Source organism: Rhodococcus artemisiae (genome assembly GCF_036327795.1).
GTDB classification, from domain to species: Bacteria; Actinomycetota; Actinomycetes; order Mycobacteriales; family Mycobacteriaceae; genus Rhodococcus; species Rhodococcus artemisiae.
The window spans coordinates 116129-133718 of the sequence record NZ_JAUTXY010000015.1 but is presented as its reverse complement, the minus strand read 5'-3'; the positions used below and the strand labels follow the sequence as shown (position 1 = coordinate 133718).

General features: G+C 65.6%; 16 protein-coding genes and 2 riboswitches. Of the genes, 8 read left to right on the top strand and 8 right to left on the bottom strand.

Annotated elements, in window-relative coordinates; genetic code table 11:
- Positions 1-113: 113 nt before the first annotated feature.
- Positions 114-318, bottom strand: a riboswitch (cobalamin riboswitch).
- A gap of 184 nt (positions 319-502) precedes the next feature.
- The 5 genes from Q7514_RS25995 to Q7514_RS25975 are packed head-to-tail and all read right to left on the bottom strand — an operon-like array spanning position 503 to position 4856.
- Positions 503-1063, bottom strand: a complete 561-nt coding sequence (locus tag Q7514_RS25995; RefSeq protein ID WP_330136148.1) for a DUF7676 family protein — start codon at positions 1061-1063, stop codon at positions 503-505.
- On the bottom strand, positions 1060-1707 hold the full coding sequence (locus tag Q7514_RS25990) for a (2Fe-2S)-binding protein (RefSeq protein ID WP_330136147.1): 648 nt from the start codon (positions 1705-1707) through the stop codon (positions 1060-1062). Before Q7514_RS25990 ends, Q7514_RS25995 begins: the two co-directional genes overlap by 4 nt.
- On the bottom strand, positions 1700-2560 hold the full coding sequence (locus Q7514_RS25985) for an ABC transporter ATP-binding protein (RefSeq protein WP_330136146.1): 861 nt from the start codon (positions 2558-2560) through the stop codon (positions 1700-1702). The genes Q7514_RS25990 and Q7514_RS25985 overlap by 8 nt, the downstream gene beginning before the upstream one ends.
- Positions 2557-3657 carry a FecCD family ABC transporter permease gene (locus Q7514_RS25980; RefSeq protein ID WP_330136145.1) on the bottom strand — a complete coding sequence of 367 codons (1101 nt, stop codon included), beginning with the start codon at positions 3655-3657 and terminating at the stop codon, positions 2557-2559. The genes Q7514_RS25985 and Q7514_RS25980 overlap by 4 nt, the downstream gene beginning before the upstream one ends.
- Positions 3654-4856: an ABC transporter substrate-binding protein gene (locus tag Q7514_RS25975; protein ID WP_330136144.1), complete on the bottom strand. Its 1203-nt coding sequence runs from the start codon at positions 4854-4856 to the stop codon at positions 3654-3656. The genes Q7514_RS25980 and Q7514_RS25975 overlap by 4 nt, the downstream gene beginning before the upstream one ends.
- A 36-nt stretch (positions 4857-4892) precedes the next feature.
- Positions 4893-5024: riboswitch (cobalamin riboswitch) on the bottom strand.
- 70 nt (positions 5025-5094) lie between these two features.
- Here Q7514_RS25975 and Q7514_RS25970 point away from each other — a divergent pair.
- On the top strand, positions 5095-5673 hold the full coding sequence (locus tag Q7514_RS25970; protein WP_330136143.1) for a TerD family protein: 579 nt from the start codon (positions 5095-5097) through the stop codon (positions 5671-5673).
- A 76-nt stretch (positions 5674-5749) separates the two neighbouring features.
- On the opposite strand, the gene Q7514_RS25965 is transcribed toward Q7514_RS25970, so the two are convergent.
- The gene (locus tag Q7514_RS25965; RefSeq protein WP_330136142.1) at positions 5750-7318 is read right to left on the bottom strand and encodes an ABC transporter substrate-binding protein; all 1569 of its coding nucleotides are present in this window, start codon (positions 7316-7318) and stop codon (positions 5750-5752) included.
- A gap of 209 nt (positions 7319-7527) precedes the next feature.
- On the opposite strand from Q7514_RS25965, the gene Q7514_RS25960 reads away from it, so the two are divergent.
- The 3 genes from Q7514_RS25960 to Q7514_RS25950 are packed head-to-tail and all read left to right on the top strand — an operon-like array spanning position 7528 to position 11511.
- Positions 7528-8271 carry a TetR/AcrR family transcriptional regulator gene (locus tag Q7514_RS25960; RefSeq protein WP_330136141.1) on the top strand — a complete coding sequence of 248 codons (744 nt, stop codon included), beginning with the start codon at positions 7528-7530 and terminating at the stop codon, positions 8269-8271.
- The gene (locus Q7514_RS25955; RefSeq protein WP_330136140.1) at positions 8268-10502 is read left to right on the top strand and encodes an arylsulfatase; all 2235 of its coding nucleotides are present in this window, start codon (positions 8268-8270) and stop codon (positions 10500-10502) included. Before Q7514_RS25960 ends, Q7514_RS25955 begins: the two co-directional genes overlap by 4 nt.
- A gap of 28 nt (positions 10503-10530) precedes the next feature.
- Positions 10531-11511 (top strand): TauD/TfdA dioxygenase family protein, encoded by a 981-nt coding sequence (locus Q7514_RS25950; protein ID WP_330136139.1) that lies wholly within the window; start codon positions 10531-10533, stop codon positions 11509-11511.
- Positions 11512-11525: 14 nt separating this feature from the next.
- On the opposite strand, the gene Q7514_RS25945 is transcribed toward Q7514_RS25950, so the two are convergent.
- Entirely contained in the window at positions 11526-12176 is a 651-nt protein-coding gene (locus Q7514_RS25945; protein WP_330136220.1) for a hypothetical protein, read from the bottom strand.
- 246 nt (positions 12177-12422) lie between these two features.
- Between Q7514_RS25945 and Q7514_RS25940 the strand changes: the two genes are divergently transcribed.
- Both Q7514_RS25940 and Q7514_RS25935 read left to right on the top strand, forming a co-directional pair.
- Positions 12423-13712 carry an adenylosuccinate synthase gene (locus Q7514_RS25940; RefSeq protein WP_330136138.1) on the top strand — a complete coding sequence of 430 codons (1290 nt, stop codon included), beginning with the start codon at positions 12423-12425 and terminating at the stop codon, positions 13710-13712.
- Between the two features lie 67 nt (positions 13713-13779).
- Positions 13780-14262: a hypothetical protein gene (locus Q7514_RS25935; RefSeq protein ID WP_330136137.1), complete on the top strand. Its 483-nt coding sequence runs from the start codon at positions 13780-13782 to the stop codon at positions 14260-14262.
- Positions 14263-14289: 27 nt separating this feature from the next.
- Here the strand turns inward: Q7514_RS25935 and Q7514_RS25930 are convergent, their stop codons facing one another.
- On the bottom strand, positions 14290-15177 hold the full coding sequence (locus Q7514_RS25930) for an alpha/beta fold hydrolase (RefSeq protein WP_330136136.1): 888 nt from the start codon (positions 15175-15177) through the stop codon (positions 14290-14292).
- Positions 15178-15276: 99 nt separating this feature from the next.
- Here Q7514_RS25930 and Q7514_RS25925 point away from each other — a divergent pair, with 99 nt between their 5' ends.
- Entirely contained in the window at positions 15277-15861 is a 585-nt protein-coding gene (locus tag Q7514_RS25925) for a TetR/AcrR family transcriptional regulator (RefSeq protein ID WP_330136135.1), read from the top strand.
- A 167-nt stretch (positions 15862-16028) separates the two neighbouring features.
- Positions 16029-17483, top strand: a complete 1455-nt coding sequence (yczR, locus tag Q7514_RS25920) for a MocR-like transcription factor YczR (protein ID WP_330136134.1) — start codon at positions 16029-16031, stop codon at positions 17481-17483.
- The last annotated feature ends 107 nt before the right edge of the window (positions 17484-17590 follow it).

The following is a 17590-nucleotide window of genomic DNA, read 5'->3' as shown; positions in this document are numbered from 1 at the left end:
CCGCCCGTAGAGTGCGTGAATCCGACCGAGCCCCGGTGTCTCCGACTGTGTCGGAGCGAAAGCACAGTGGGTCCGCGCGCCCAGGTCCTCGAGGCGGCACACCGCCGGGCACGGCGTGCCCGGCGCAGATGGCAGGTATTCGGACTTGCAAGCACCCGAGCCAGGGGCCCGTACCTACTGACCGTCGCTTCCCGGGATGGTGCCCAGTGCTGATGACGGCGGTCGTTCCTGCATACCGCTGCGGGACAGTCCCGGATTCTCACCGGGTTCCCTCTCCGCATCCCGATCGGGGGATGCGTCGACGCCGCCACGGTCTTCGGGGCTCCTCATGACCGGCACGGCAAACCAACTACATCCCGGAGTATAGCCACGTCCTCGCTCGAACGGGCAAAGCAGACAGGATCGTTTACAACGCAATCAGACAGACGCGACCAACGTCGAAGGGTTGTATCTGTCTGTGCAGGTTGTGTTTACGTCGGTGCGTTTCTGTCGGCTGTGCTGGTCAGGAGTGGCGGAAGCCTTTGCCTGTTCGGTCACGGGGATCCGGCTCCAGGCCGAGGAACTCCGACCGAATACGGTCCCATGCTTCGAGGTGCGCCCATACCGGTTCGTCGGTCAGTTGCTGCATGTTGGTGAGGAACGGGGTGGGCAACATGACGGTGAGCATCTGTTCGTCGCGGCCGTTGAACAGGCGTACACCCCACGACGTCGGTGCGTCGTCCTTGCCGATCCTGCGGTACAGCTCTGCCCGCCCACAACGACGGATACGGCCGAGCTCCGGTCCGCTCGCGGTGTGTTCGCCGATGCACAGGTGAAAATGCCAGCGACCGAAGTCGACGGTTGCATATCCGTCGTACATCGAGATCTTCTCGGGGGCATTGGGGGCCGCGACCTCGAGCGCCGAACCTTCGATGAGCAGGCCGAACCACATGTCGTTCCAGTACTCGTCGAACAGCAGCCGGATCAGGCGCAGCAGTGAGTCCTCGTCGGTGGGAAGCGGCCAGCGCTGTTCGCGACCACCGTCCTCTGTGTCGACGAGCTCGGGGTCGAATGCGACTGTCACGGAATCTCCTTCGTCGAAGCTTTCGGTGGGCTGGGGAAGACGCAGTCGCCGCACACGCCGCCGCCCGGGACTCGGTAGTACAGGCAGCAACTGCGACGCCGGGCGGTGGATCGGACCATCGTGCCGTCCAGACGTGGATCGTCGAAGAGGGTGTCGATGTGTGCCTGCGCTGCGTGACCGATCACCCGTCCGGCCCCGATCAGCGCGGACGCGGAGTTACCCCACATCACACCCGGCGCGACGACGTCGCTCCACGCGACGATGAGCGGTTCGAGCTGGGTGTCGAGGATTTCGCCGGCGGCCGACCCGAAGTCGGGATCGACGATGTGCAGCTGCAGACCCCCGTCGTTGCACCACAGCAATGTGTCCGGATCGAGTCGAACGCATCGGCCGGAGTCGACGACCGACCCCAACGCAACCGACCACATCCTGGCGGCGTAGCCGAAGAAGAGAGTCGACGCGGCCACTCGCGTCTCGCCGGTTCCCATCCGCTGTGCGGTGTCCGATACCAGCGGATCGCGAATCATGCTGTCGCGCAGCGTAGATGTCGGCAGCCACAGGCCGTCGGGTACAGGGCCGGTGCTCACTGCGAAGTAGGGACTCAGCGCGGTGATGCGCGCCAGTACTGCAGCAGCGTCAGGCACGGCTGTCCCCACTGTCGAGAGCGACGGAATCGAGGTCGAACACCAGTGTGCGCGGATCGAAGCGCATCCGTCCACGATCGAATGTTGCCCCGATCCGACCGGACTCGGCCAGAGCTGCTGGGGAGTCGCACGTCAGCGTGCGATCGGCGTCGAGCAACCACATTCGGTCCGACACACGCAGCGCGAGCTCGAGCTCGTGGGTGGACATGATCACGGCGAGGTTCTGTTCGACGGCGAGGCGCCGCAGTACGTCGACGAGTTCGACCCTGGACGGCACATCGAGGAACGATGTCGGCTCGTCCAGCACCAGCAACGATGGGTCCTGAGCGAGGGCGCGGGCGGTGAGAGTGCGTTGTCGCTGTCCGTCGGACAGCTCGCTGAACTGCCGGGACGCCAGGTCTGTCGCGCCGACCGCGTCGAGCGCCCAGTCCACCGCGGCATTGTCCTCCGGTGAGAGTCGTGCGCCGGCCGAGAGGTGCGGGGTGCGTCCGAGTGCGACGAGTTCGCGCACCGTCAGCAGGCCGGGATCGATGCGTTCGGTGAGGACGACGGAGATCCGGGTCGCGAGGTCTGCCGGTCGAACAGACGACACGTCGTCGCCGTCGATGAGAACCTGTCCGCGCAGCGCCGGTTGCAGGCCACACAGGGTGCGGATCAATGTCGACTTCCCTGCACCGTTGGGACCGACCAGGGCGGTGAGCTCACCGGGGCGAGCGACGGCGTCGAGACCGGTCGCGATCTCGGTGATGCCTCTCTTCCGTAGCGCGCGGCGGCGTGTGTAGCCGATTGTGACATCGCGCAGCTCCACACCGTTCACAACACCGTCGCTGTTCGCAGGGTCGTCGCTGTTCACAGGGCCGCCCCCAGTGCCCCACGCCGGCTGCGGACGAGGACGACGATGACGACCGGCGCGCCGACGAGCGCGGTCACCGCATTGAGCGGGAACACCGTGTCGGTGCCAGGCATCTGGCTCACCACGCCGCATACCAGCGCCACCACCGCACCGAACAGTGCGACTCCGGGCAGCAGCACTCGATGGTCGGAGGTTCCGAATGCCATGCGCGACAGGTGCGGAACGATGAGCCCGAGGAATCCGATGGGTCCACAGAAGGCTGTGGTGACGCCCGCGAGCAGTGCGGCCGATACCACCGTGGTCAGCCGGACGACGCGGATATCGATTCCCATCGACCGGGCATAACCTTCACCGAGGAGCAGCGCGTTGAGGGCCCGTACCGTCAGGAGCGCCACGGCTATGCCGCCGACCACGACGGGCACCAGCAACTTCAGGTCCGACCACGTGGTCGCAGTGAAACTGCCCAGGCCCCACACGAGGAACTGCTGAGCGCGCTGCGGGTCGGCGTAGACGAGGAGCACGGAGACGACGGCCGTGGTCGCCGACCCGAGCATCACGCCGATGAGCAGCAGCGTCACCGCCGAACGTACCCACCTCGACAGCACCACGATCAGCATCAGCACGGCCGCCGCGCCGAGCGCGGCAGCGATGACGACTCCGGTGCGGCCGAGCCCGGCGAGATTCGCTGTGAATCCACTGGCTCCTCCGCCACCTGCCACGACGACGAGCGCGACACCGAGACTCGCGCCGGAGCTCGCGCCGAGGATGTACGGGTCGGCGAGCGCGTTGCGGAACAGGGTCTGCATCTGCAGGCCGGCGATGCCGAGTGCCGCACCCACCGCGATCGCGGTGAGCGTGCGAGGTAGCCGGAGGTCTCGGATCACCATGTCCCAGCGGGGATTCTGCGCGTCCTGCCCGAGCAGGACCCGGAGAGTCTCGTCGAGTGGCACCGTGACCGATCCCACCGTCACCGATACGACGGTGGCGACCACGAGCGCCGCGATCAGTGCGGCGAACGCCACCGCCACGCGCCGGGCACGGACCGGGGGAACGGAGGTCTCAGTGACTGCCGGTGCCGCGTCGAGCACGGTGGTCATGCCGGCAGTTGCTGATAGAACGTGAACTCGTGATCGGGCAGCAGCTCGGGATGCAGGACCGCGACCAGGTCGGACAGGACCAGATCGGGTCGCAGCACCCCACGTTCGTAGAAGTCGTTACCGCCGCCCGGTCCGAGCGCCTTGTTCGCGTTCCACACCTGACCGGTGCCGACCGCCGCGAGGTCACCGTAGCGTTCGTCGTCGGCCAGGGCGTCGCCGATCGAGGTCCAGCTGTTGACGACAAGCCAGGTAGGTGCGTCGGAGGACTCCGCGACCACGGCCTCGAAGTCGAGGGGCAGTGACCCGGTACCGGTGACGTCCTGCCACGGCCACGTGGCTCCCGCATCGCTGAACAGGCGGCCCATGTAGCTGCCGCCCGACGACATGTACCACGTTCCCTGCGACATCCCGCCGAGCAGCACCGGTGAGGGTTCCGCTCCCGCGGCCTTGTCGGCGACCTCCAGGTAGTCGCGGCGGATTCCGTCGTAGACCTCGGCTGTGCGGACCTCAGTGCCGGTCAGTGCCGCCATCACCTTGATCCACTCGGCGCGACCCAGCGGCGACGCTTCGAGCCACTCGGCGTTCGCGACCACACCGATCCCGGCTTCACGCAGCTGCGCGTATGCGGGGTCGTCGGTGCCACCGGTCATCACGACGTCGGGTGCGGCGACGACGACGGCCTCGGTGTCGATAGTGCCGCCGGCCGCGTATTCGGCGACGTCACCGGACGCGATCCGATCGACGACCGAGGTGTCACTTACATAGGATCCGTTGGACACGCCGGTGAGTACGTCGAGCACGCCGAGTTCGGTGACGAGCGGCAAGTGTGTCGTCGAACCCGAATACAGGCTGTCGACCGGCACCGAGATCTGCTGGGCGTCGGCCAGATCGTCCGACAGGTCCGGTGCCGGTGCACCACACTTGACCAGCACATACGACTCCGGTTCGGCGCCCGAGTACGGCTCGTCGACAGTGAGCACCTGGTAACTGTTCTCGTAGGTGATCGAGAAATTCTCTGCGTCGACGACCTCGGACTTGTCGGGGAAGTAGTCGACGCTCGGATCGAAATCGGTGATACATCCGTCGGGGGCGGCGGTGTCGGTGTCGGTGTCGGTGGTGGCGGTCGAGCAGCCGACGAGGGCCAGACCCGCGACTGCCGCAGCGCTGAGAAATCTGAGTGGAACGGCGCGAGCGCGCATGGCGAAGACGCCCTTTCTCGGGGAGGTCCGCCCCGTCCAGGTGAGTGCGGCGACGTGAGTATCTGGCTCCCGGGAGAGTTGCTCCCCGGTCACAGTGGCGGGACCGCGCCGGAATCGCACCGGCTTCCTCATGTGTCGTCGCATACGACGTCGGGAACCTAACACGGACCAAGACGGCAATACGGACCGGGTTCTTCATGGTTATCGTGGAGGGACCACAACGATCGAAAGGACCGGTATGGGTGTCAGCTTGGCCAAGGGTGGAAACGTCTCGCTTTCGAAGGAGGCGCCGAATCTCACGGCGGTGACGATCGGACTGGGCTGGGACGTCCGGGCCACGACGGGAAACGACTTCGATCTCGACGCCAGCGCACTCCTTGCGAGCGCGGCCGGCAAGGTCCTCTCCGACCAGCACTTCGTGTTCTACAACAACCTGCGTTCTCCCGACGGTGCGGTCGAGCACACCGGCGACAACCTCACGGGTGAGGGTGACGGCGACGACGAGTCGATCAACGTCGATCTCGTTGCACTTCCTGCCGATGTGCAGTCGGTGGTGTTCCCGGTGTCGATCCACGACGCCGACGCGCGTGGCCAGTCGTTCGGACAGGTGCGTAACGCATTCATCCGCGTCGTCGACCGTTCCAACGACCGCGAACTCGCCCGCTACGACCTGACCGAGGATGCCTCGACCGAGACCGCGATGGTCTTCGGTGAGCTGTACCGGCACGGCGCCGAGTGGAAGTTCCGCGCAATCGGCCAAGGCTACGCATCCGGGCTCGCGGGGATCGCTCGGGACTACGGCGTGAACATCGGCTGACCCGGTAGCGGTCCGCCGACGAGGCGTGTGGGGTGCCCGGCGACTGCCGGCACCCCACACCTCGTTTCGGTCGGGCTCAGTTCTCGATCCACAGCTCCTCGGGCAGCGGGGAGCCCAGCGTGTAGAGACGCAGACCGTGGACCTTCTCGCCCACCATCACGGACGGTGACGATCGGACATACCAGACGCCCGGGTCGAGTTCGGCAATCCGCGTCTGGACGACGTCGTAGGCCTGCTTGCGTTCGTCGATGGTCTCTGCTGTTCTGCCGGCGTCCAGCGCGTCGTCGAGGCGGGGGTCGGAGACCCCCATGAAGTTGCCGGTCGACTCGGAGTGGAACGCCGTCCAGAGCGCGTAATCCGGGTCCTGGGTGATCGCCGACGAGACCATCATGTCGAAGTCGTGAGCACCGGCTCTCGCGGCGCCCGTGGGGAAGTCCACCACCTCGACGCCGACCTCGACATTGTCGTAGGCGTTGAGCTGTGCCTGCAGGGCTTCCGCAGTGGCCTGGTTGTCGACACCGGTGTAAGTGGTGAAGGTGAACTCGACGGGCTTCCCGTCGGCTGCAAGTTCGTCGAACAAGGTCTGGGCGGCCGCCTGGTCCTGCTGCGGTAGCGCGATATCCGAATAGAACGGTGAGTCTTCCGGGAACAGGGTTTGTGGCACCTCGCCGTCACCGTTGAACACGATGGAATTGATCATGTCGCGGTCCACGGCCAGCGCTACTGCCCGGCGCGCTCGTTCGTCGTCGAACGGGGCGCGCCGCAGGTTCATTCCCAGGTACTGCCCTCCGCCGGCGGACACGGTGGACACCTGTGCTCCCGCGTTCTGGGCCCTGATGACGCTCGACGGATTCGTTTCTGTGGACAGGTCGGCGTCGCCGGTGGTGATTGCGTTCACCCGCTGGTTGGTGTCCGCCACCGAGCGGATCGTGATCGCGTCGAGGTAGGGTTTCGGCGCATCCCAGTAATCGGGGTTGCGTTCGAGTTCGATGGCGCCCTGCCGCATCCATCGCGTGAGTTCGAATGGTCCGGCACCGACAGGTGCGTCGTCGAATGATGCTCGGCCGTTGCCGAGTGCGGTCGGTGAGGCGATCCAGTTCATGGATGTGGCGAGCATCCCCTGCGGGAAACTTGGATTCGGTTCGTGCAGAACGACCTTCAGCGTGGTCTCGTCCACCACCTCGGTCGCTGCGACCTGGGAAACCTGGCGGATGGCAGTGGATCCGAGTGCCGGGTCGCGGAGCCGCTCCCAGTTGAACTGGACTGCAGCAGCGTCGAGCGGCGTGTCGTCGGTGAACATGAGCCCTGGGCGAAGCGTGAGTTCGTACGTGGTACCCCCGTCGGTGCTGTCGAATCCCGTCGCCATGGTGTATTCGATCTCGTTGGTGTCGGGATCGTTGATCATCAGGGTGCCGTAGAGGGCGTTGCCCAGCAACGGTTGGTGTACCCAGGTATTGGAGAGTCCGGCGGGATCGAGCGTTCGGGGCTCGCCGATCTGGAGCGCGCTCAATCGCCCCCCGGTCGCCGGGTTTCCGGTCGTGGCCGAGGTGGGTGATTCGCTGGGGCTCGAGCCGCAGGCAGCCAGAACAAACACCGAGATGGCTGTGACGAGCACGGATGTTGCGGGATGGGGTCTGATCATCATCAACCTCTCGGGCGGCTTGCTCGATGGGCAAGCGCAGAGGGCGGCCGGCGGGTGCCGGGCGCGTCGGATCGATCCGAAAATAGGTGTCGACCATTGGTTGAGTCAACCGTTCGAACCCGAATCCCTGAAATTCCCTCCCGATTCAAGGATTCTTGATTCGAACAGTTGACTTAACCAAAACTCGGGGATATCTTGCGATAATCGATCGAATGAAACCGGAGACCGGTGTGGCGAAAGACTCGAAGAGCATGCAGGATTCGAATACCCTCCGGCCTGTCGACGGATCGAAGACCCGTTTGCTTCTGATTTCTGCGGCAGAGAAGCTGGTGGCCGAGAACGGCCCCGAGGGAGTGTCGTCACGGCAGATCGCCGCTGCTGCCGGCCAGACCAACAATTATGCGGTGCAGTATCACTTCGGGAGTAAAGAAGGACTGCTCGACGCGGTGTTCGCACATCGCCTCCAGCGCGTCGATGCAGTGCGCGCCGAATTGTTCGACACCGTGTCGTCCAGTGGGGGAGAGCCCTCGGTGAGGAGATGGCTCGACGTCCTGCTCCTTCCCTTGGCCAACGAAGTAACCGCCCCGGAAAGCCGGTACGTCAGCTTCCTCGCACGTGTATTCCTGTACCGGTTCAACGAGATCCCCCTGTGGTTCGGGGGTGGTGAACGGCCGATCAGCCCGATCGCGATCCGTGCGGCCGAGATGATCAGAGCGCAGATCTCCTACGTGCCCGAGGCTGTCCGGAACCGGCGGATACACGTGGTTCTCGCGCAATGCCTGCTCGCTCTGGCGAGTTTCGAGCAGCAACTGGCGAACGGCGAGACCCCGGATCTGCCGTTCGACGTTTTCGTCACAGACTTGTTGGATACCGCCGCGCAAGGACTTGCCACGCCCCTGTCGGAGGCGACGGCGAGTGCTCTGCGTGCGCACGAAACCCGATTGGAAACCTCATGAGTACACCCCCGAAGCGCGCGCCGGAGGGAGCCCCCAACGTCGTCGTCATCCTTCTCGACGACCTCGGATTCGGGCAGATAGGTTGCTACGGGTCCGATATTGCGACGCCCAACATCGACCGACTCGCTTCGGACGGATTGCGATTCAATCGTTTTCATGTGACAGCACTGTGTTCCCCCACCCGCGCGGCGCTGCTCACGGGTCGCAATCACCACGCTGTGGGGATGGGCTTCCTCTCCGACATTCCCACCTCCGAACCCGGGTACACCGCGAGCATTCCTCCGACGGCGGCAGCACTGCCGCGGATTCTGCGTGACGCCGGATGGAGCACCATGGCGGTGGGCAAATGGCACCTGACCCCACCCGGGGAACGCAGCAGCGCGGGTCCGTTCGACCGGTGGCCGCTGGGGATGGGTTTCGAGAAGTACTACGGTTTCCTTCGCGGCGACTCCAATCATTGGGCGCCGGAGCTGGTGCGCGACAACACCTATGCCGATCCGCCGCGCGGACCACGCGACGGGTACCACCTGACCGAAGACCTTGCCGACGAAGCGATTCGGATGGTCGTCAACCAGCAGGAGTCGGCACCCGGCAAGCCCTTCTTCCTGTACTTCGCGACCGGGGCCATGCATGCGCCGCATCACGTCGAACGATCATGGGCGGATGCCTACGCAGGAAAGTTCGACGGCGGATGGGAGAGGTGGCGCGAGGCCGTGTTCGAGCGGCAACTCACGGCCGGGGTCGTTCCGGAGGGAACGACGCTGACCGAGCGGCCGTCGTGGGTGCCCGACTGGGATTCCCTGACCGACGAGGAACGCCGGGTCTATGCGCGGATGCACGAGGTCTACGCCGGATTCCTCACCCACACCGATGCGCAGATCGGGAGGGTCGTCGACAGTCTCGACAAACTCGGTGTCCTCGACAACACACTCGTCTTCGTGATGTCGGACAACGGTGCGAGCGCCGAGGGTGGGGTGGGCGGCACCTACAACGAACACCGCTTCACTCATAACATTCGCGACGACGCCTCGGAAAGCATGGCACTCCTGGATGATTGGGGTGGACTCGACGGGTATCCGCACTACGCGTGGGGTTGGGCGTGGGCGGGCAATACCCCGTTCCGTCTGTGGAAGCGATACACCTGGCTCGGTGGCACCCGTGTTCCCATGATCGTGCACTGGCCCAGTGGAATCCGCGATGCCGGTGGGGTTCGTGATCAGTTCGCCCATGCGATCGACATCCTGCCCACGATCCTCGACGCGTGCGGCGTGACGATGCCGGATACGGTCGGTGGTGTCGACCAGCTTCCGGTCCACGGGGCGAGCCTGCTCCAGTCCTTCGGAGATGCTGCCTCGCCGTCACCCCGATCGACCCAGTACTTCGAGATGCTCGGGTCCCGATCGATTGTCGCCGACGGTTGGAAGGCCACGACCGACCACGTATCCACCGGCGTCCTCGACGAGGAGTTGCTGATGGAGGGCAGCAGGGACTTCGATACGGACACGTGGTCGCTTTTCCGGCTCGCCGAGGACTTCTCCGAGGCGCACGATGTGTCCGACCAGCACCCCGAAGTGGTTCGCGCCCTCGAACGGCAGTGGTTCATCGAGGCCGGCCGCAACAACGTGACCCCGCTCGCCGACAGCCTGCGAGGTCGGGCCGGGGCCATCAGGTCGCGTCTGTATCCGATTCCGCAGCGTCTCACGTTGTATCCGGAAGGCGGACCGGTCTCGGATGATTCATTGCCGCGGATGGCGGGTGGTGGCCGGGTTCTCGCAGAGGTGGACGTGCCGGACAGTGCCCCCGAGGGAGTCTTGTTCGCGCTCGGTGACTGGACAGGAGGTTTCGCCGGATTCGTCGACCGAGGCATCCTGACCGTGGTCGCCGCAACACCGGGCGGTGAGATCCGGGCGGTCGCGAACCGTCCACTCTGCGGGGGACGTCACATCCTCGGATGCGCATTCCGGCTCGCGTCGAACGGGTCGCTGCGAGTGGAAGCACTCATAGACGATGCCGTCGTCGGAGCTGCAGACAGCGACTACGAGCTGCCTCACGCGTGGCAGCACGGCGGCGCGTCGTTGGTCCTCGGACACGACAGGGGGCTGCCGGTATGCAAGGGCTACGAGCCGCCCTTCGCATGGAACGGTGTGCTCCATCGCGTGACCGTCGAAGCAGCCCGAAGCCGGCCGGTGGTGGAGGAGGACATCATTCGCGTTGCAATGCAGGTCGATTGACGAACCGACACAGAAGGAACCTCGAATCATGATCGACTCGACCATCGACACGACCGCCGCCGCGTCGGAAATCTACGCGAACGGGGGAGTCACGATCCGCAAGGTCGGCCACCACCTCGGGGCCGTCATCGACGGTGTCACGCTGTCCGGAGACATCTCCGGCGACACGTCCCTCGCAATCAGGTACGCGCTCGCCGTGAACAAAGTGATCTTCTTCCGAGGCCAGCACCATCTGACGGACGAGATCCAATACGAGTTCGGTGCGCGTATCGGCATTCCGACCACCGCCCACCCGTCTCTGGGCGCGGACGACAGCAAGACCCTGGTCCTGGAAGGAGCCGCGAGCGGTTGGCACACCGACGTCACCTTCGTGGACAGGATCCCGAAGGCCTCGGTTCTCCGTTCGGTGAAGGTGCCACCCTACGGCGGTGCCACCACGTGGGCGTCGACGACGGCGGCCTACGGTCAACTGCCGGAACCACTGCGGGTGCTCGTCGAAGGTCTGTGGGCGGTGCATTCCAACCGGTTCGACTACGCCGCGGCACTCGCACCCGAGAAGTTGAGCGGAAACTACTCGAAGTCGAAGCGGGATTTCCGCAGTGGGTTCGCGAAGACGACGTTCGAAACGGAGCACCCGGTGGTCCGTGTGCACCCCGAAACGGGCGAGCGAAGCCTGCTCCTGGGCCACTTCGTTCGTGAGTTCGTGGGTTTGAAAGCTGACGAGAGCAATGTGCTCTACCAACTCCTGCAGAACCGCATCACCAAGCTCGAGAACACTGTGCGATGGACCTGGGCGGACGGGGACCTGGCGATCTGGGACAATCGCAATACCCAGCACTACGGTGTCGCCGATTACGGCGATCACCCCAGGGAATTGCGGCGGACAACCCTCGCGGGTGACGTGCCCGTGGATGTTCACGGACAACCGAGTCGAGTCCGTAGCGGAGACGCCTCGAACTACTCCGTCGTCGACGATGCTGCACGGCTACCGGGATTCGCGAGCGTGTAGACACTCGACTCGTGTCAGCGCACCAGTCTCCACTTCGTCTCGTGGCGGTAGAACGTCGACCGCTTGAGCGCGCGAGGGTTCGGGACACCGTCGCGGGTGAGGAATGCGGAGGGAGAACCGAGCTGCACGGCGCGTCCCGTGAGCCACTTGTAGCCGCCGAACCAACGCGCTCTGTCGACGGCTGCGCGTAGTCCCGGCATCTGTGGCGTCGGCTCGATCCGGATGCCGGGCACCGTGCCCGAGAACAAGCGGGTGTCGTCGACATAGGCTTCACCCACGAGCGAGTTCTCCTCGCCGCGGACGAGCGCGCGTCCGACGAGGGCCACACCGGCGTCGTCGCGGATGAGCGGGATCGACTTCGCCTCCCCCTGCAGCGCGATGGACGCGGCCTTCGATCCGGTGCGTAATCCGTAGGCTTCGGTCGCGGGCGTACGCGACTCGGGGACGAACGCGACCTCGGTCGCGAGGCGGTCGGTGCGCATCAGCCGGGTCAGTGTCGCCGCGAACGCTGCGTCGTCGCCCACGATGATCAGTCGTGGGTCGTCCACCGACTCGGTGTGTGCGAACACATCCTCGAAGTCGTCCTTCTCGGGAATCGCAGGAGCCGACAGTGCGGTCACGGAGGTGAGTGCCAAGGGGAGTGGCACATCGCCGCATCTGAGCACTACCGGGGTCAACTGATCTCCTTGCTGGTCACGATCGGGCGGCCGTCGGTCAAGCGTCCACTGTAATCCGAACCCGTGCCGGTCGTGGGGACCCCGGATCATGGCGGGCCGGACCGAGCATTCGGATACCGGAACCGGACCTTCGCCGAAGGTGGACTACACTGTGGTCCCGGCTGCTGCCCGGATCCGGGCAGGACCCTGCAGGCGAGACCGCCCGCACGAACAACCCTGCCTGAGGAGCGCGAAATGCCGGCAATCGTCCTGATCGGAGCCCAGTGGGGCGATGAGGGCAAAGGCAAAGCAACCGATCTGTTCGGCGGTCGTCTGCAATGGGTCGTGCGTTATCAGGGCGGAAACAACGCCGGCCACACCGTCGTGCTGCCGAACGGCGACAAGTTCGCGTTGCACCTGATCCCGTCGGGCATCCTCACGCCGGGCGTCACGAACGTCATCGGAAACGGTGTCGTCGTCGACCCGGGTGTACTGCTCGAAGAGCTCGCGGGCCTCGAAGAGCGCGACGTCGATACCTCGCGTCTGTTGCTGTCGGCCGACGCGCACCTGATCATGCCGTACCACGTGGCCATCGATAAGGTCACCGAACGTTTCCTCGGCGCGAAGAAGATCGGCACCACCGGCCGTGGTATCGGCCCGTGCTACCAGGACAAGATCGCGCGTGTCGGCGTCCGTGTCGCCGATGTCCTGGACGAGAAGATCTTCACCCAGAAGGTCGAGGCGGCTCTCGAGTACAAGAACCAGGTGCTCGTCAAGATCTACAACCGCAAGGCCCTGGACCCGCAGCAGGTCGTCGACGAGGTCCTCGGCCAGGCCGAAGGATTCAAGCACCGCATCGCCGACACGCGTCTGCAGCTGGGCGAGGCGCTCGAACGCGGCGACACCGTGCTGCTCGAGGGCTCGCAAGGCACGCTGCTCGACGTCGACCACGGCACCTACCCGTACGTGACGTCGTCGAACCCGACCGCCGGCGGTGCAGCCGTGGGGTCCGGTATCGGACCCACGAAGATCACCACGGTCCTGGGCATTCTCAAGGCCTACACCACGCGTGTCGGCTCCGGCCCGTTCCCGACCGAGCTGTTCGACAACCACGGCGAATACCTGGCCAAGCAGGGCGGCGAGGTCGGCGTGACCACGGGCCGTGCCCGCCGGACGGGCTGGTTCGACGCGGTCATCGCCCGCTACGCCACGCGTGTCAACGGCATCACCGACTACTTCCTCACCAAGCTGGACGTGCTGTCCGGCCTCGACACCGTGCCGATCTGCGTCGGCTACGAGGTCGACGGTGTGCGCGTCGACGACATGCCGATGACGCAGACGGACATCCATCACGCCAAGCCCATCTACGAGGAGATGCCCGGATGGTGGGAGGACATCTCCCACGCCCGCGCCTTCGAGGAACTCCCCAAGAACGCGCAGAACTACGTGCTGCGCCTCGAGGAGCTCTCCGGCGCGTTCATCTCGTGCATCGGTGTCGGGCCGGGCCGCGACGAAACGATCGTCCGGCGCGACATCCTCGCCTGATCGGGGCATTTGCCCGGAAACGCCGAATGCTGGACGCGACCCGGGCGGACGCGCGACAGTGGAGTGCATGGTTCGTACAGCAGAGGTGAATGCAGCGGGGCCGCGTAGGGCACGCTCGAGAGCTCTCATGGTCGCCGTCACCGCCGCGGGACTGATTGTGGCGGGGCAGGGCACCGCGCAGGCTCAACCGGAATCGACGCAGCTGGCGCCTGCCTACACGATCGGCCACGGATCCCTCGGGTCGATCGCGGTATGTATCGGCCGGCTCGACGTCGAGGTGTACCCGTCCGCGGACGGCCCTCAGCCGTACGTGGTCCGGCTCGAGAGCAACTTCGTCGGTGTCACACCCGTCTGTTTGGTCGACGGCACGTTCACCTGGCACAACCTCGATACCGGCGCCTCCGGATCGGATGACTGGGCGCTGTCCGGCTGGGATGGGCCGGAAGCGGGTACCGTGCGCTATTTCGACCCCGGGCCGGGACGCGTCGAGGTCACGATCGCGCCGGCGACACCACACCTGCCGGGTGGTGGCGAGTTCACGGCGGCCTGAGCGCGAATATTCGAGGGAAGCACGGAGTTACGGCTGGTCCTCGATTCGGTCGTGTCTCTCGACGAAACTCAGGAAGCGCGGGATCACCTGGTCGGGATTCGCCCACAGCAGATCGTGTCCCACTCCCGGCTGAATCTCGACGTCGGCGGACGGGATGTGCTTGCGGACGCGCGCTGCCTGGATCTCGGGATTGTTGGTGATCGTCTCAGCTCCGAACAGGACCAGTAGCGGCGCCGAGACACGGGCCAGTTCGTCGTCGGTGATGGTGCGCTCCCATGGCACGCCCATCCGATACTTCAGTCCGGCCACGATCATCGCGAATTCTTCGTCGGTGTGCTCGTAGCCGGGCATCATCCACTTGTGGAACTTCCGGAGTCGCTCTGGCGTCGGTCGGATTCCCATGAGGAGGAACTTCAGCAGAACGCTCACGCGCGGCCTGGCGAAGGTGGCACCGCCCGGTTCGAACAGGGTGACGCTCGCCAGTCGCTCCGAGTGATGCACCGCGATGTTCATGGAGATCCAGGCGCCCATCGAGTTCCCGGCGAGGTGGATGCGCTCCTCGCCGAGTCCGTCGAGTAGTTCGGCCATCCACCGGGCCAGATCTGCGCCGTCCGCGAGAGGTGCTGTCTGTGTGCTGCGTCCCGCCCAGCCGATGACGTCCGGCGTGTAGGCGACACGGTCGCGGCAGAGGTCCTCGATGAAGGGGGCCCAGATCTGTCCGTTGCCGGAGATGCCCGGAACCAGGAGCAGCGGTGCGCCGTCCCCGCTTCCGGATCGGCGCACATACGTTGTGCCGAAAGATGTTTCGACGTCGATCTCGGTCGACGGTAGGGGCCATTGCGCTGCGAGAGTGTCGTACGCGCGTACGAATTCGTCCCTGGCCTCGTCGTTCTCGAACTGCCCGATCCTCGGCAAGCTTCCCCTCCTATTTTAGTGGTATGTGCGTATCACGTTTATGATACGCACATACCAACATGCTGGGGAAGATGTCCGGGACGAAAGGTTGGGGAGCTCGTGCCACGATTGGTCGACCATGAGGTGAGGCGCCGGGAGATCACCGACGCCGTGCGCCGTGTCATCGTCGCGAGCGGGCTGGAAGGAGTGACCTTCCAATCGGTCGCGGCGGAAGCGGGTATCTCCGTGCGTCTCGTCCAGTACTACTTCGGAACCAAGACCGAATTCCTCCTGGCCACCCACAGATCGGTGATGGAAGACGCCGGAGCCAGGTTCGGTGAACGACTCGCGGCGCAGAGCGATGCGGCCCCGCGTGAGGCGATCCGCACGGTCCTCACCGAACTGCTTCCGCTCGACGATCGTCGCCGAGAAGAGGCGATCGTGCTCGGAGCGTTCAATTCGGCGGCGATCGTCGGCCGGGGCCTGGCCGCCGAGGAGACCCATGCGGCCCCGCGCGCGCTCGTCACGATCGTTACTCACCATCTGAGGCGAGCGGGGAATCCGCACGGCACGACCGATCTCGATGCCGACCTCGTCCTCGCCGCCGTCGGTGGCCTCGCGCAGGGCGTGCTGTCCGGCATCTACACCGAAGACCGCGCGGTCGAACTCGTCGACCACCTACTCGATCGGACGGTGCATTCCTGATCTTGATCCTTGCGGATCACGTCGTGTTCACCGCACGTCGGCATCGGCAGGGGGTGAGGTCCTGCTCGACGGCGACACTCGTGAAAGGCGGGTGGACCCGCTCGACGCCACCGGAGCTGTCCCACTGGCCTGTCGTGCAGCAGTCCACTATGCGAGATACTGGACCGGTGATCACACGCGCGATAGGGGCCGGTTCACTGGTCCGCGACCTCGGAAACTGGCAGGACACCGGTGACGTGCGCCCTGCGTACAGGGCCCTCGCCGACGGCATCCGTCTCCTCGTTCACGACGGCCGTGTCCCGCAAGGCGTGGCACTGCCGAGCGAGCGTGAGCTCGCGTCGGCCTTGTCGCTGAGCCGCACCACCGTCACCTCGGCGTATTCGGCGCTGCGTGACGAGGGTTATCTACGCAGCCGGCAAGGTGCGCGCAGTACCGTCGCGATGCCTGCCGGTCGGTCGCGCGGTCGCGATGCGGTCAGGTCGGGGGTGCTCGGAAACGACGCGATCGATATGAGCAACGCGTCGCTCCCGGCTCCGGCAGCCGAGATAGAGGCCGCGTACGAACTGGCCTTGCGATCGATGTCGACGTACCTGGCGTCGCACGGGATGGAACCGATCGGTGTGATGGCCCTGCGCGAGGTGGTCGCGCGCCGGTACCGCGAACGCGGGCTGCCCACCTCACCGGAACAGATCATGGTCACCAGCGGCGCGCAGCACGCGATGCGGCTGTTGCTCGGTGTCCTCACCGATCCGGGCGACCGCGTGATCGTCGACCATCCGACCTACCCGAATGCGCTCGAGGCGATCCGGCGGCACGGTGCCCGGCCGATCCCCGTCGCGGTCCGTCCGGAGGCGGGGTCGTCCGGAGGGTGGGATCTCGGTGCGCTTGCCGGTGCCGCGCGTCAGACTGCCGCACGCACAGCTTTTCTCGTCCCCGATTTCCACAACCCCACCGGTCTGTGTCTGGACGCGGACGGTCGCGGCGAACTCGCGCGCATCATGTACGACGCCCGAATGACTCTGGTGGTGGACGAGACGATGGTGGACCTGTGGCTCGACGCCCCGCCCCCCGCGCCGGTCGCGTCGTTCCCGGCGGGCTCCTCGGTGGTGACGATCGGATCGACCGGTAAATCCCTGTGGGGTGGGCTGCGCGTGGGCTGGATCCGGGCCGACCGCGAGTTGATCGCCCGGCTGACCGGAGCCCGGTCGGGTGTGGACCTCGGTACACCCGTCATGGAACAGTTCGCGGCCGCGCACCTGCTCTCGGATGTCGAGGACCTTCTCGAACAGCGGCGCGCACAACTCCGTGAGCAACGGCAGGCGCTGTGTGAGGCACTCGATGACCAGCTGCCCGAGTGGCAGTACACCCCGGGACAAGGTGGGATGTCGCTGTGGGTGCGGATGCGGGAGCCGGTGTCGACCGCGCTCGCTGCCATCGCGCCCAGCCACGGTGTATTGCTCGCGGCCGGGCCACGTTTCGGGGTGCAGGGCGCATTCGAACGATTCGTGCGGTTGCCGTACACACAACGCCCCGGCGCACTGCGCGCTGCCGTCTCGGCTGTGGCAGACGCGTACACGCAGGTGGCGCAGGGCGGCGACCTGGAGTCGAGGCTTGTCGTCTGACCCGACGTCGTGTTTCGCGGCGGTGCCGGCGTCGGCCGGAGACCGACCTGATCTATCTCGGCCGACCTGCCGTGGAGTGTCGGTCGTCGGCGATATCGTGGACACAG